At 72.3% G+C, this 14,098-nt stretch carries 11 protein-coding genes; 5 read left to right on the top strand and 6 right to left on the bottom strand.

Annotated features, from left to right (window positions below):
- The first annotated feature begins 310 nt into the window (after positions 1-310).
- Positions 311-694 (top strand): hypothetical protein, encoded by a 384-nt coding sequence (locus tag OG899_RS25435; protein ID WP_308293348.1) that lies wholly within the window; start codon positions 311-313, stop codon positions 692-694.
- Between the two features lie 130 nt (positions 695-824).
- On the top strand, positions 825-1,601 hold the full coding sequence (locus tag OG899_RS25430; protein ID WP_125496364.1) for a hypothetical protein: 777 nt from the start codon (positions 825-827) through the stop codon (positions 1,599-1,601).
- 215 nt (positions 1,602-1,816) lie between these two features.
- On the opposite strand, the gene OG899_RS25425 is transcribed toward OG899_RS25430, so the two are convergent.
- Positions 1,817-2,656, bottom strand: a complete 840-nt coding sequence (locus OG899_RS25425; protein WP_125496365.1) for a helix-turn-helix domain-containing protein — start codon at positions 2,654-2,656, stop codon at positions 1,817-1,819.
- 103 nt (positions 2,657-2,759) lie between these two features.
- Between OG899_RS25425 and OG899_RS25420 the strand changes: the two genes are divergently transcribed.
- Positions 2,760-3,467 (top strand): SDR family NAD(P)-dependent oxidoreductase, encoded by a 708-nt coding sequence (locus tag OG899_RS25420; RefSeq protein WP_125496366.1) that lies wholly within the window; start codon positions 2,760-2,762, stop codon positions 3,465-3,467.
- 258 nt (positions 3,468-3,725) lie between these two features.
- On the opposite strand, the gene OG899_RS25415 is transcribed toward OG899_RS25420, so the two are convergent.
- Positions 3,726-4,877, bottom strand: coding sequence for a Ku protein (locus OG899_RS25415; RefSeq protein ID WP_125496367.1), 1,152 nt, complete (start codon positions 4,875-4,877; stop codon positions 3,726-3,728).
- Positions 4,878-5,011: 134 nt separating this feature from the next.
- On the opposite strand from OG899_RS25415, the gene OG899_RS25410 reads away from it, so the two are divergent.
- Positions 5,012-5,671: a dienelactone hydrolase family protein gene (locus OG899_RS25410; RefSeq protein ID WP_125496368.1), complete on the top strand. Its 660-nt coding sequence runs from the start codon at positions 5,012-5,014 to the stop codon at positions 5,669-5,671.
- 213 nt (positions 5,672-5,884) lie between these two features.
- Positions 5,885-7,312 carry a purine-cytosine permease family protein gene (locus tag OG899_RS25405; protein WP_406311169.1) on the top strand — a complete coding sequence of 476 codons (1,428 nt, stop codon included), beginning with the start codon at positions 5,885-5,887 and terminating at the stop codon, positions 7,310-7,312.
- 110 nt (positions 7,313-7,422) lie between these two features.
- On the opposite strand, the gene katG is transcribed toward OG899_RS25405, so the two are convergent.
- From katG to OG899_RS25385, 4 genes are all read right to left on the bottom strand, one after another.
- Positions 7,423-9,654, bottom strand: a complete 2,232-nt coding sequence (katG, locus tag OG899_RS25400) for a catalase/peroxidase HPI (RefSeq protein WP_125496370.1) — start codon at positions 9,652-9,654, stop codon at positions 7,423-7,425.
- Between the two features lie 23 nt (positions 9,655-9,677).
- A complete protein-coding gene (locus tag OG899_RS25395; RefSeq protein WP_125496371.1) occupies positions 9,678-10,124 on the bottom strand; it encodes a Fur family transcriptional regulator in 447 nt (148 codons plus the stop codon).
- 265 nt (positions 10,125-10,389) lie between these two features.
- Complete coding sequence (gene pgm / locus OG899_RS25390; protein ID WP_125496372.1) at positions 10,390-12,030, bottom strand: phosphoglucomutase (alpha-D-glucose-1,6-bisphosphate-dependent); 1,641 nt, start codon at positions 12,028-12,030, stop codon at positions 10,390-10,392.
- A 306-nt stretch (positions 12,031-12,336) separates the two neighbouring features.
- Complete coding sequence (locus OG899_RS25385) at positions 12,337-13,371, bottom strand: GAF domain-containing protein (RefSeq protein WP_125496373.1); 1,035 nt, start codon at positions 13,369-13,371, stop codon at positions 12,337-12,339.
- Between the last annotated feature and the right edge of the window lie 727 nt (positions 13,372-14,098).

Below are 14,098 nucleotides of genomic sequence, written 5' to 3'. Positions count from 1 at the left end.
AGCAGGCGTGAAGGCACTCGGCAGCATCGATCCGACGGTGCCGGGGAACCTGCGTCCGCGGCAGGTGTGGTACGCCTCGTACGGCTCGAACACGCACGTGGACCGGCTCGCCGTGTACCTCACCGGGGGCAGGCCGCCCGGCGGGGCCCGCTCCTGCCCGGGGTGCCGGGATCCGCGGATGCCGACGCGGTCGGTTGCCGTGGAGCTGACCGGAACCTAGTACTTCGCCACCCGCTCCCGGATCTGGGGCGGCGGGCGGGCCTTCTACGACGCACGCGGCGGCGGCCGGGTTGCGGCGAGGGCGCATCTGGTGTCGGCGCAGCAGTTCTCGGACATCGTCGCGCAGGAGATGTACCGGGAGCCCGGAGCGGACCTCGATCTGGCCGCGGTGCTGACCCGCGGCAGGGACGCGCTGGGACCCGGCCGGTACGAAACGCTGGTGTGCCCGGGCCGGATCGACGGCGTGCCGGTGCTGACCTGCACCGCCCCGTGGGGCGTCAACGACGTGACATGGGTGTGTCCCTCGCCCGGCTACATCCGTTTCCTGGCCTCGGGACTGCTGTCGGCCGGTGCGTGGGACGCGGAGGCCGTCGCCGCGTACCTGGCCGGCTGCCCGGGTGCCGCGGGACACTGGACCGCACACGCCGTTCTCGCCCTGCTCGGCGAGGCGGACGGCGCCCGGCACGAGCCGTGACGAACGCGGCCGCGACGGCAGGCGGTTTTGCACCTTTGACGGTTCGTGGAGCACTCTGAACGGATGTGGGCACCGATGATGTGTGTCCCAGTAACATGCGCAGCGATACCCCTATGAAGGAAGGACGGTTATGCCGATCGAATCGACCGATGCCACGCTTCGTTCCCGGTACGCGGAGCAGGCCGCCGCCGACCTGGAGCAGAACCGCCGTCAACAGGAAGAACTGGCACGCCGGTTGGAGACGCTGCGGCAGGAGGAGACGCTGCTGCGGAACATCCTCGACATCGCCGAGCGCCCCGGTGCCACGCCCGCCCAGGCACATGTGCCGCACCAGGCGCAGGGCGAGCCCGTCGCGCCGTCCGCCGCCCCGGCACCCGCCCCCGCCGAGAAGCCCGCTGAGGCCGAGGACGGCGCGGTCGCCGCGTCGGCCGAGGACGGCGAGACGCAGCAGGACACCGTGCCCGCACAGTCCACCGGTGAGCAGGCCGCCGAAGAGAGCGCGCCGAAGGCCGCGAAGAAGCCGGCGCCGAAGGCCGCCAGGAAGACCGCGAAGAAGACCGGGCCGCAGAAGGGCACGCAGAAGGGCGCCCGCAAGGCAGCGGCGAAGAGCGCGAGCAAGGGCCGCGGCAAGAACGGCCGGCAGGTGCTGCTGCGGGATCTGCTGCTGGAGCTGCTCAGCGGCCACAGCGAGCCGCGTCTGGCCGCCGAGCTGCGCGAGGAGTTGCTGAGCAAGCACCCGGACCGCGAGCCCAGCCCGCAGGTCGTGCGCAACACGCTGGAGTCGCTGGTCGCCAAGGGACGTATCCAGCGGTACAAGCAGAACCGGTCGGTGATGTACACCGTGGTCGAGGGGACCAACGCGCAGGCACAGGCCGCCGCTGAGGCCGGGTCCGCGGGTGCGGCCTGACCGGCGGGTGTCACGATCCAGCTGACCGGCGGGTGTGCGGGGGACCACGTCGACCGGCGGGCCGGCCGGGACCGGGCGCCTCGCCGGGGTCCACAACCCGCCGGTCGGGCCGACAGCCGTCGCCGACGCGGCTGTCGGGTGTCCCGCACACCACCGTGGGCCGGTGGACGTCCGCCACGCACGGACCGGCCGGCGTCCCGCCGACCGGTCGCCCCTCAGGGAGCCGCCGGAAGGTCCTGGGTGCCGAGGACCATCAGCAGGGCCAGCCGCTCCGCGTCCTCGGTGCCGGGCTCGGCCGTGTAGACCATGATCCGCAGATCGCTGCCGGCGACGGACAGCACGTCGCAGTCGAGGGTCACCGGCCCGACGCGCGGGTGCCGGATGGTCTTGCGTGCGGCCATGTGCTCGCCCACCGCACCGCTGTCCCACAGTTCGGCGAACCGGTCGCTGCCGGCGCGCAGTTCGGCGACGAGCGCGCGCAGCCGCCGGTCGGCCGGGTAGCGCTCGGCGGTGGTGCGCAGGTCGGCGACGAGGGCCTGCTCGAAGGCGCGGCGCTCCTCGGGTGTGTGCACGACCCGGCCGCCGCCTCCGACGAAGTGCCGCCACACACCGTTGCGTTCGGGCCCCTGGGTGAGGTCGCCCATCAACGCCGTGTACGGCGGGTTGGCGATCAGGAGCGTCCAGGCGGCGTCGTGGACCGCGACCGGGGTGCCGGCCAGCCGGTCCAGCAGCCGGTGGACACTGGGCGGGACGAAGACGGGCACGGTCTTCGGGCCGGGCGGCGCCAGGCCGGCCAGACGGTACAGGTGGGTGCGTTCGGCCGCCGACAGCCGCAGTGCGCGGGCCAGCGACTCCACCACCTGTGCGGAGGGATTGGTGGCACGCCCCTGCTCCAGACGTGTCACATAGTCGGCCGAGATACCGGCGAGCTGGGCCAGTTCCTCGCGTCGCAGTCCGGCGGCGCGCCGGCGTCCGCCGGCGGGCAGCCCGACCTCACCGGGGGCGAGCCGGTCACGCCAGCGGTGGATCGCGGCTCCCAGTTCCGTGGTGGGCATGTCCCCAGTGTGCCGGAGCCCGGCGCGGGTTTTCCTGGTACTGCCGGTCCCAGGAAAACCGGTCTTCTGGCTCGCGGGCCGTCACCCGCGGAGGCTCGAAGACATGACGACGACACTGATCACCGGAGCCAACAAGGGGCTCGGTTTCGAGACCGCCCGCCGCCTCCTCGCCGCGGGTCACACCGTTCTTCTCGGCGCCCGCGACCCGGAGCGGGGCCGGCGCGCCGCCGAGCAGCTGGGCACGCGGTTCGTCCAGCTGGACGTGACCGACGACGCCTCGGTCGCGGCCGCCGTGAAGGAGGTCGAGGCCGCGGGCGGACTGGACGTGCTGGTGAACAACGCCGGGGTCGAGCCGCGTCACGCCGACGGCTCCTTCGTCGACCCGGCGAAGACCACGGCGGACGCGGTCCGCGCGGTGTACGAGACCAACGTGTTCGGCATCGTGCGGACGCTGCACGCCTTCCTGCCGCTGCTGCGGCGCTCGGCCAACCCGGTCGTGGTCAACGTCAGCAGCGGTCTGGCCCTGACTGCGCAGCTGGCCGATCCCGCGTCGCCCACGCATTTCTACCCCGACATCGCCTACCCGTCGTCCAAGGCCGCGGTCAACATGCTCACCGTGCAGTACGCCAAGGCCTTCCGCGACATACGCATCAACGCCGTCGACCCGGGTTTCACCCGCACCGACCTGAACCACAACACCGGCACCCAGACCGTGGAGGAAGGTGCCGAGATCATCGTGCGCATGGCGTGCATCGGCGCCGACGGCCCGACGGGCACGTTCAGCAACGCGGCCGGTCCGCTGCCGTGGTGAGCTCCCGCCCGCGTCCGCGAGGGCCGCGCCGGCAGGCCGGACGCGGGCGGGCTCCGGTGTGCGGGCCGGGTGTGTCCCCACGGCACGTGGCCGGGCCCGCCCCGCCCTGCGCGGCGGCAGGAGGCGGAGGCGGTCCCTGCGGGGCTTCGGGGCCGCGGGCCGTAAGACACAGGGACACCTGACCGCCTGGGGCGACCGGAGTCTTCCGGCCGCCCCAGGCGCACGACATCGCAGCCGTGGGTGTGCTGCCGGCCCGGTTCAGGCGGCCGGCTGCTTCTTCAGCGCCTCGATCAGCTGGTCGCGGTTCATCCGGGAACGGCCGGCGATCTCGGCCTCGCCGGCCCTGCGGTACAGCTGCTCCTTGGACAGCGTCCCCAGGTCGTCGCCCTGGCCGACCCGGCGGCGCCCCCGGGAGGTGCCGGTGTCCCGGCCCTTCCGGCGGTTCCTGTCGCCGCCTGCGCTGCTGCCGCGCCGTCCGGCCGTGGCCGTGTCCTCGGCGCTGCCGCCACCGGCCTTCCTCCGAGCGGCCCCGGCACCGCCCTCGCCGGACGTCGCGGACCCTCGCGCCACGCCACGGCCGGTCTCCTCTCCCCCTCCGTCCTTCGTCCCGTTCTCCCCGGACGTGCGGGAGCGGGCGCGTGCCACGCTGCGTTCCAGTGCCGCCATGAGATCGACGACATCGGTCGTCCGGGGCGGTCCGGCCTCGCCGACGACCTCCTCGCCCCGGCGCTTGGCCTCGACCAGTTCCCGGACGCGTTCCTCGTAGGTGTCGTGGTAGTCCTCGGGATGCCAGTCGACGGTGAGGGCGTCGATCAGCCGGTGGGCGGTCTCGAGCTCCTGGCGCGTCGGCTCGGTGTGCCCGCCGGGCGCGACGTCCGGGACACCGGCCGGGTCGCGCACCTCGTCCGCCCAGTGCAGGGTGTGCAGGACCAGGACCGTCGGCTGGGCCCGCAGCGCGGTGAGGTACTGCCTGTTGCGCATGGTCATGGTGGCGATGCCCGCCTTGTCGGCGTCCTGGAGGGCGGCGCGCAGCAGTTCGTACACCTTCCGGTACTCCTCGCCCCGCGGCCCGACGTAGTAGGTGCGGGCGAAGTACACCGGTTCGATCCGGTGCAGATCGACGAAGCCGGCGATGTCGATCACTTTGGACCGGCCCGGTGCGATCTCGTCGAGTTCGTCCGGCTGGACGACCACGTAGTCGCCTTCGCCGAGGTCGTAGCCCTTGACGATGTCGTCCGAGGAGACCTGCCGGCCGGTGCGCTCGTTGACACGTCTGCTGCGGATGCGATCCGCGGTGTCCCGCTGCAGCTGGTGGAAGCGCACGGTGTGGTCCTCGGTCGCCGTGTACAGGCCGACCGGCACGGTGACCAGTCCGAAGGTGAGGACTCCGGTCCAGACGGGTCTCGCCATCCGCTCCCGCCTCCTCGTCTCGACGCCTTCGACGCCTTCCGGCGGTACGCGGGTTTCCCGCACAGGGGTGGGTACACGGCCACAAGGCCGAGAACGCGAGGCGGCCCGGTCGTGGCCGCCGAAGGAAGCAGGCGATGTCCGTGATCTCTCAGATGGTGTCGGTGCCCGCCGACCGCGTGACGCTGCCCGGCGAATTCGTCGTCCCGGCCTCGTCGCGAGCGACGGCCGTCCTGGCCTACGGGCTGCACGCGTCCCCGCAGGATCCGCACGTCAGGTCGGTCGCCGACGAGCTGCACAGGGCCGGGTTCGCCACCCTGGTGACGGATCTGTTCAGCGAGACGGAGGCGCAGCGCAGCGATCGGGGCGAGGGGCAACAGGTCGATCTGGCTCTGCTGGGCCGCCGGCTGGTGGCGGCGGTGGACTGGGTGACGATCCAGCCGGACGCCCGTGGGCTGCCGGTGCTGCTGTGCGGTTCGGGCGCGGAGGCCGCGGTGGCGCTGCTCGCGGCGGCGGACCTGCCGGACGGGGTGAGCGCGGTGGTCTCGTGCGACGGGCAGCCGGAACTGGCGGGTGCGGCCCTGGAGCGGGTGCGGGTGCCGGTGCTGTTCGTGGTGGACGCCGAGGAGCCGCAGTCGCTGTCGGCACATCAGGAGGCGGCGCGGCGGCTGGCCGGTCCGCACACCCTGCGCGAGGTGCCCGGGCTGACCCGGCGGTTCACGGAGCCGGGGGTGCTGCAGCGGGCCGTGCACACGATCGAGGAGTGGTGCGAGGAGCTGGTCCCGAGGACCGGTTGAGCGGCGGCGGCCGTGACGGCCCCCCCCCCCCCCGAGTGGTCACGGGAGGCCGATGGTCACGGGCGGTCGGGAGATTTCCTCGTCGCGTCCGCTCCGGGCTATTGCAATCCATTCAGAGACCAGCCAACCTGCATAGGCATATGCAGGCGGTGGCTGCGTCCCCGGTCTCCGGCGTGCCGCGCCCCGCCCCGGTGCGGCAGGACGGAGCACGCGGTGGCACAGGTGGTGGTCGAACGGCGTTCCATCGACGTCATCCCCGACGAGGAGCGCCACGGCACGGCGTTTTCGCAGTTCACACTCTGGCTGGGGGCCAATCTGCAGATCACCACGGTGGTCACCGGTGCACTCGCCGTGGTCCTCGGCGGGGACGTGGTGTGGTCCCTGGCCGGGCTGCTCGCCGGCAACCTGCTGGGCGGGGCGGTCATGGCCCTGCACGCGGCGCAGGGATCACGGCTGGGCCTGCCGCAGATGATCTCGTCGCGGGCGCAGTTCGGGGTGCGTGGGGCGGTCGTCCCGCTGGTGCTGGTGGTCGTGATGTATGTCGGCTTCTTCGCCAGCGGCTCGGTGCTCGCCGGGGAGGCGGTCGGCAAACTCACCCACCTCGGCCCGGTTGCCGGCATCGTCCTCTTCGCGCTGGTGACCGCGGTGATGGCGACGGTCGGCTACCGGGTGATCCACGCCCTGGGCCGGGTGGCGAGCGTGGTGTGCGCGCTGGCCTTCGTCTATCTGGGGGTGCGTCTGCTGAGCCGCGCCGACCTCGCACACCTGGCGCACCAGCACCACTTCGCGCTGCCGATGTTCCTGCTGGCCATGTCGCTGTCGGCGTCCTGGCAGCTGGCGTTCGGGCCCTACGTCGCGGACTACTCGCGCTATCTGCCCCGCACCACCTCCGCCCGTGCCACGTTCGGCTGGACCCTGGCCGGGACCGTGCTCGGCGCGCAGTGGTCGATGGGTTTCGGGGTGCTGGTGGCGGCGATTGCGGGTGCAGCGTTCACGGACGACCAGGTGGGATACGTGGTGGGCCTCGGCGGCACCGGCCTGGTGGCGTCCGTGCTGTACTTCGTGATCGCGCTGGGCAAGCTGACGGTGAACGTGCTCAACACCTACGGCGGGTTCATGTCGCTGGTGACCGGGGTCAGCGGGTTCCGTGGGCAGCGGGTGCTGTCGCAGCGCGGCCGCACCGCGTACATCACCGGCATCATGATCGCGGGGACGGCCGTCGCGCTCGCCGGGCGCAGCTCCTTCCTGGACTCCTTCGCCGACTTCCTGCTGTTCCTGCTGACGTTCTTCACCCCGTGGTCGGCGATCAACCTGGTGGACTACTACCTGCTCGCCAAGGAGCGCTACGACCTGCCCGCGCTGAGCGATCCGGACGGCCGGTACGGTGGCTGGCGCTGGGACGCCCTGCTGGTCTACGCCGTCGGTCTCGCCGCGCAGTTCCCGTTCCTGTCCACCGGCTTCTGCACGGGCCCCCTGGTCGCGTCGCTCGGGGGCGCGGACATCTCGTGGATCGTCGGTCTGGTCGTGCCGGCCGCGCTGTTCGCGGTACTGGGGTCCCGCCGTGCGCTGCCGGCCCGGCCGGCACCCGCGGTGGCCGGCGCCCCGGGCGCGGCCGCCCGGCCCGGTCCGGTCGCCGACTGAGCGGGCCGCAGCGCCACAGGGAAGGGCCCGGCCGGCCCGCGCGGGCCGGCCGGGCCCGGGTGTGCCCGTCCGTGCGGGGCCCGCCACCGGCCGGACCCCGCGGCCGCCGGTCAGGCCAGGTCGAACCGGTCCAGGTTCATGACCTTGTCCCAGGCGGCGACGAAGTCCTGCACGAACTTCTCCTTGGCGTCGTCGCTCGCGTACACCTCGGCGACCGCGCGGAGTTCGGCGTTCGAGCCGAAGACCAGGTCGGCACGGCTGCCGGCCCACTTCACCTCGCCCGTGGCACGGTCACGGCCCTCGAAGGTGGTCGAGTCCTCCGACGTCGGCCGCCACTCGATGCCCATGTCGAGCAGGTTGACGAAGAAGTCGTTGGTGAGGACTCCGGGGGTGTCGGTGAGCACACCCAGCTGCGACCGCTGGTGGTTCGCGCCCAGCACCCGCAGACCGCCGACCAGGACGGTCATCTCGGGGGCGCTCAGAGTGAGCAGGTTGGCCCGGTCCACCAGCAGATACTCCGCGGGCAGCCGGTTGCCCTTGCCCAGGTAGTTGCGGAAGCCGTCGGCGGACGGCTCCAGCGCGGCGAAGGACTCCACGTCGGTCTGGTCCTGCGCGGCGTCCACCCGGCCCGGCGTGAACGGCACCTCGATCTCGACACCGGCCTCCTTGGCGGCCTTCTCGACGGCCGCGCAGCCGGCCAGCACGATCAGGTCGGCCAGCGAGATCCGCTTGTCGCCGCTCTGCGCGGCGTTGAAGGACTCCTGCACGCCCTCCAGGGTGCGCAGCACCGCCGCCAGCCGGTCGGGGTCGTTCGCCTCCCAGCCGCGCTGCGGCTCCAGGCGGATGCGGGCGCCGTTGGCACCGCCGCGCTTGTCGCTGCCACGGAAGGACGAGGCCGACGCCCACGCGGTGAACACCAGGTCGGACACGCTCAGGTCGGTCTGGAGCACCTGCGCCTTGAGCGCCGCGATGTCATCGGCGTCGACCAGCTCGTACGTCCGCTCGGGCAGCGGGTCCTGCCAGAGCAGCGTCTCGCCGGGCACCTCGGGGCCGATGTAGCGGGAGACCGGCCCCATGTCGCGGTGGGTCAGCTTGAACCAGGCGCGGGCGAAGGCGTCCGCGAACTCGTCCGGGTTCTCCATGTAATGCCGGGAGATCCGCTCGTAGACCGGGTCGAAGCGCAGCGCCAGGTCGGTGGTCAGCATGGTCGGCTGGCGCCGCTTGGACGGGTCGTGCGCGTCGGGGACGGTGCCGGCGCCCGCGCCGTCCTTCGGCCGCCACTGGTAGGCACCCGCGGGGCTCTTGAACAGCTCCCACTCGTAGCCGAACAGCGTCTCGAAGAAGGAGTTGTCCCACTTCGTCGGGGTGGGGGTCCAGGTGACCTCCAGACCGCTGGTGATGGCGTCCGCGCCCTTGCCGGTGCCGTAGGAGTTCTTCCAGCCCAGGCCCTGCTGCTCCATCGGCGCGGCCTCGGGGTCGGGGCCGACGTTCTCGGCCGGGCCGGCGCCGTGGGTCTTGCCGAAGGTGTGACCACCGGCGATGAGAGCGACGGTCTCCTCGTCGTTCATCGCCATCCGACGGAACGTCTCACGGATGTCGCGGGCCGCCGCCAGCGGGTCCGGGTTGCCGTTGGGCCCCTCGGGGTTGACGTAGATCAGGCCCATCTGGACCGCGGCGAGCGGCTCCTCCAGCTCCCGGTCGCCGGTGTAGCGCTCGTCGCCCAGCCAGGTGGTCTCCGGGCCCCAGTAGACGTCGTCGTCCGGCTCCCAGGCGTCGACCCGGCCCCCGGAGAAGCCGAAGGTCTTCAGGCCCATGGTCTCCAGGGCGACGTTGCCGGCGAGGATCAGCAGGTCGGCCCACGACAGTTTGCGGCCGTACTTCTTCTTCACCGGCCACAGCAGGCGGCGGGCCTTGTCGAGGTTGGCGTTGTCCGGCCAGCTGTTGAGCGGCGCGAAACGCTGCTGGCCGGAGCCGGCGCCGCCGCGGCCGTCGCTGATGCGGTAGGTGCCCGCGCTGTGCCAGGCCATGCGGATGATGAGCGGGCCGTAGTGGCCGAAGTCGGCGGGCCACCAGTCCTGCGAGGTGGTCAGCACCTCGGCGATGTCACGTTTGACGGCCGGAAGATCCAGGGTCTTGAAGGCCTCGCGGTAGTCGAAGTCCTCCCCGAGCGGGTTGGCCACGGCCGGGTTCTTGGCGAGGATCTTCAGGTTGAGCCGCTCCGGCCACCACTGGTGGTTGCCGCCGCCCTGGGTGGGGTGCGGGGCACGCCCGTGCGCGACCGGGCAGCCGCCGGTGCCCTCCGCTTCGGCGTCGGTGACGACTGCGTCGTGGTTCTCGGACATGAGCATCCTTCCCAACTGGCGGATCACGGTGCTGCCGAACGATGTGCGGTGGTGCAGGCGGGGCAGGTGCCCCAGTAGATGACCTCCGCCTCGTCGATGACGAAGCCGTGGTCGTCGGATGCGGTCAGGCAGGGTGCCTCGCCCGCCGGGCAGTCCACGTCGGCGACGGCACCGCACGACCGGCACACGACATGGTGGTGGTTGTCGCCGACACGTCCCTCGAACCGGGCGGGGCTGCCGGCCGGTTCGACACGGCGGACGAGTCCGGCTGCGGTCAATGCGTGCAGGGCCTCGTACACGGCCTGCAGGGACACATGTCCGATACGGTCGCGCACCTGGGAGGCGATCGCCTCCACCCCCAGGTGGCCACCGGCGCGGACGGTCTCGAGCAGTGCGACGCGGGCGGCCGTGACCCGCAGTCCCGCACCGCGCAACTCCTCTGCCGTGGTCGGAGGCCGGGCTGCCGTCATGGCGCCTGAACCTACGCCCGAAACAGGAATGCTTCAAGAACACGAACCGGCACGGTCTGTGACCGGTGAGGTGCGCGTGCCGGGGGTGTGAGGGTGTGCCGGGGCACCCCGCCCGGCTGCCGGCCGGTGGGCGGTCGTGCCGGTCGATGAACGTGCCGGCCGGTGACCGGTCAGCCGTCGTGCCGGCCGGAGCGGCGGATGCGGGGCCGGCACATGCGGTGCGCCGCGGATGGGGGGACCGCATGTGCCGACCGTGGCGGGTGTGTCAGCCCTCCAGGGCCGCCAGCACCACCTGCTCGGCCTCCTCCTGGACCTGCTGGAGGTGGTCGGGTCCGCGGAAGGACTCCGCGTAGATCTTGTACACGTCCTCGGTGCCGGAGGGCCGCGCCGCGAACCAGGCGTTCTCGGTGACGACCTTGATGCCGCCGATGGGTGCGCCGTTGCCCGGTGCCTCGGTGAGCACCGCGGTGACCGGCTCCCCGGCGAGGGTGCCGGCGCCGACCTGGGCGGGGGACAGCTTGGCCAGGCGGGCCTTCTGCTCGCGGGTGGCGGGGGCGTCGACGCGGGCGTAGGCGGGTGCGCCGAAGCGCTCGGTGAGCGCCGTGTAGTGCTCCGATGGCGTCCGGTCGGTGACGGCCGTGATCTCGGAGGCGAGCAGGGCCAGGACGATGCCGTCCTTGTCGGTGGTCCACACCGAGCCGTCGCGGCGCAGGAAGGACGCCCCGGCGGACTCCTCCCCGCCGAACCCGAGCGTGCCGTCGGCCAGTCCGTCCACGAACCACTTGAAGCCGACGGGGACTTCGACCAGGCGGCGGCCGAGGTCGGCGGCCACCCGGTCGATCATGCCGGAGGACACCAGAGTCTTGCCCACACCGGCCTCGGCGGGCCACCGGGTGCGGTGGGCGTACAGGTAGGCGATGGCGGTGGCCAGGTAGTGGTTGGGGTTCATCAGGCCGCCGTCGGGGGTGACGATGCCGTGCCGGTCGGCGTCGGCGTCGTTGCCGGTGGCGATCCGGAACCGGTCCCGCTGCCCGATGAGCGACGCCATGGCGTACGGGGAGGAGCAGTCCATGCGGATCCTGCCGTCCCAGTCCAGGGTCATGAACCGCCAGGTGGGGTCGGTGAGCGGGTTGACCACGGTCAGGTCCAGGCGGTGCTGCTCGGCGATGCGCTCCCAGTAGGCCACGGAGGCCCCGCCCAGCGGGTCGGCGCCGATCCGGACGCCCGCGGAGCGGATCGCGTCCAGGTCGAGGACGCTCGGCAGGTCGCCGACGTAGGTGCCCAGGAAGTCGTAGCGGCCGGTGCCGGCGGCGGCCAGGGCGCGGGTGTACGGGATGCGACGGACATCCTTCAGGCCGCCCGCGATGATCTCGTTGGCCCGGTCCTGGATCCAGCGGGTGGCCTCGGAGCCGGCCGGGCCGCCGCTCGGCGGGTTGTACTTGAAGCCGCCGTCGGTGGGCGGGTTGTGCGAGGGGGTGACGACCACGCCGTCGGCGAGGCCCGAGGTGCGGCCCCGGTTGTGGGTCAGGATGGCGTGCGAGACCGCCGGTGTGGGGGTGTAGCCGTCGTCGGTGTCGACGAGCACGGTGACGTCGTTGGCGGCGAACACCTCCAGCGCGGTGACCCGGGCCGGCTCCGACAGGGCGTGGGTGTCCGCGCCGAGGAACAGCGGGCCGTCGATGCCCTGTGCGGCGCGGTACTCACAGATGGCCTGGCTGGTCGCGGCGATGTGGTCCTCGTTGAAGGCGGTGGCCAGCGAAGAGCCGCGGTGCCCGGAGGTACCGAAGGTCACCCGCTGGTCCGGCACGCCGGGGTCGGGGTGGAGCGCGTAGTACGCGGTCACCAGCCGGGCGACGTCGACCAGGTCCTCGGGCCCGGCCGGCTGGCCCGCTCGTTCCTGCTGCATGGCACCCACTCCTCGTGAGTCGATCGCGTGAACGGTCGCGATCTCATCTTCCCCTCCCGGGGGACGGGGAGCGCCACCGACCGGGCGGTACCGGGACGGCGAGGGGCGGCGGGCCGCGGTGCGGTACGTCGGACGCCGGTGGGGTCGGGCGGGCGTACCGGACCGAGGGACCGGGCGGGTGGACCGGGCGCGGGCCGCCCCCGCTCGCCGGGGGCGGCCCGCCGCGGCGTCCTCGTCCGCCCGGGCCCGGTGCCGTGCGTGCGGGCCGGGATCAGTGCCCGGCCGAAGGGCAGTGCCGGGCCCGGGTCAGTGCCCGCCGCCCCAGCCGCCGGGCACGCTGTCGGCGAGCGCGCCGCCGCCCAGCTGCTCGAACCGCTGCTGGACGTTGGCCGCGAAGGCCTGCGGCTCGGCGCCGGCCTGGCCCTGCGCGGTGGCGTTCATGGCCACCGTCAGCACGCCCTTGAAGGGGGCGTTGGGCGAGGTGCGCACCGGCGTGCACAGGAAGTTGAACTCCTGCGGCGTCGCGGAGTCGTACGTCCGCAGCGACACCCGGGACACGCTGGTGGGGCGGCCGGTGCGCAGGGCGTCGTCCATGGCGTCGAAGACACCGACCTGGGCCAGACCGGGCAGCACCTGCCGGCCGAGGCTGAACTGCGGGACCATGCCGAAGGCCTGGCCCTGACGGCCGTTGGCGTAGCGCAGCAGGTGGTCGGGGCCCTCGGTGAGCATGATGGGGAAGGGCGCACCGTCGAACACGGCGAAGAGTTCCTGCTGCTGGGCGAGGAGGCTGTCGCGGAGCTTGAACTCGGACAGCAGGGTTTCGGTCAACTCCTGCATGCCCTGCCGCAACTGGCGGTCCCAGGTGCGGGGCTTGACATCGGCCACGCAGACCGTTCCCAGGATGACACCGGTGTTGTCGCGCAGCGGGGTGCCCAGGTAGGAGCGCACACCGAGGTCGTTGACCAGCGGATTGCCCTTGAAGCGCGGGTAGTCGAAGACGTCCTCCAGGGCCAGTTGGGACTGCTGGGCGACCACGTGGGGGCAGAAGCCGTAGTCGCCGGGCGCCTCCCGGCCGAGGTGACTGAGGTCGAACGGTATGCCGCCGGAGGTGTCCACGGGGTCGTCGGGCGACCCCGTGGGCACGTACATCCCGCGGAACATCTGCCGCTCGTCGTTGATGAAGTTGACCATGGCCAGGGGGGTCTGGGTGAAGGTCGCCGCCAGGCGTGCGACCCGGTCGAAGGTGGCCTCGGCCTCGACCGAGTTGAGGTTGAGCATCCTGAGCCGGTGCGCCCGCTGCTGGCCCGCGGCACGCTGATCTTCGGTTGACAGGGGATCCATGACGTCAGATGAAAGCAGAGATTCCGGCTGCGTGGATCACCCCGCCTGGTCATTGGCTCACCATCGGCCTCTCGGCCAACCCCGCGACGGGCGCCGGGACTTGTGTCTCGGGCGGCTGCGCAGCAGGTCACGGGGCCTGTCGGAGGGCTTCTCGGTCCGCCGACCGGCGCCGACGGTCCGACAGGTGCGCATTCGGTGAGTCTGTCCAAAGTTCCCGATGTTTCAACGTGGAGCGATCAGTTCCCGTCATTCTTGGACCCGGTGTCGCACCGAAACGATTTCCCGTCTGACAATCGTGCGGGTGAACGCGTGGCCGAGATCGGCGGTTCCCGCCCCGCGCCACCATCAGTCGAATGTCAGTCCGTATCCGAGGAGGGTGAGGCGGGTGCACGGTCCCCGGTCACGGCCCGTGAAGCGGCCACGGAGAGACCGATGGCGCCCCCTCACAGGGTGGGTTTTACGCCACGCGATGCGCCGTCCGCGCAGATGAGGACCCCGGGGCGGTGCGGCCCGCCGCCGACCTGAACGACGCGGTTCGGTCGAGGCACCGCGGGCCGGCCTCACAGCCAGGCCCCCGCCACACCCGGTACGTGTCGATCTGTACCGCCGCCATGAGCCCGAGCCGGTGTGTCCTATGCCGCAGGCAGGTGCCGCGCGCGTGGGCCGGGGCGCGATGGGGCAAGGTCAACTGCGCGACGGCGTAGGAACCGTGGCGATGTATGAACGG

The sequence above is a fragment of the Streptomyces thermoviolaceus genome (assembly GCF_045209695.1).
Classification (GTDB): Bacteria; Actinomycetota; Actinomycetes; order Streptomycetales; family Streptomycetaceae; genus Streptomyces; species Streptomyces thermoviolaceus.
Note: the sequence above shows the minus strand (reverse complement) of the source record. Positions and strands in the feature narration are given on the sequence as shown.

Bases quoted from the DNA above. Each gene is read 5' to 3' on its own strand.
- pgm (WP_125496372.1), bottom strand. From the start codon at position 12,030: ATGCAGCAGGAACGAGCGGGCCAGCCGGCCGGGCCCGAGGACCTGGTC.
- OG899_RS25395 (WP_125496371.1), bottom strand. From the start codon at position 10,124: ATGACGGCAGCCCGGCCTCCGACCACGGCAGAGGAGTTGCGCGGTGCG.
- OG899_RS25430 (WP_125496364.1), top strand. From the start codon at position 825: ATGCCGATCGAATCGACCGATGCCACGCTTCGTTCCCGGTACGCGGAG.
- katG (WP_125496370.1), bottom strand. From the start codon at position 9,654: ATGTCCGAGAACCACGACGCAGTCGTCACCGACGCCGAAGCGGAGGGC.
- OG899_RS25385 (WP_125496373.1), bottom strand. From the start codon at position 13,371: ATGGATCCCCTGTCAACCGAAGATCAGCGTGCCGCGGGCCAGCAGCGG.
- OG899_RS25410 (WP_125496368.1), top strand. From the start codon at position 5,012: ATGTCCGTGATCTCTCAGATGGTGTCGGTGCCCGCCGACCGCGTGACG.
- OG899_RS25425 (WP_125496365.1), bottom strand. From the start codon at position 2,656: ATGCCCACCACGGAACTGGGAGCCGCGATCCACCGCTGGCGTGACCGG.
- OG899_RS25415 (WP_125496367.1), bottom strand. From the start codon at position 4,877: ATGGCGAGACCCGTCTGGACCGGAGTCCTCACCTTCGGACTGGTCACC.
- OG899_RS25420 (WP_125496366.1), top strand. From the start codon at position 2,760: ATGACGACGACACTGATCACCGGAGCCAACAAGGGGCTCGGTTTCGAG.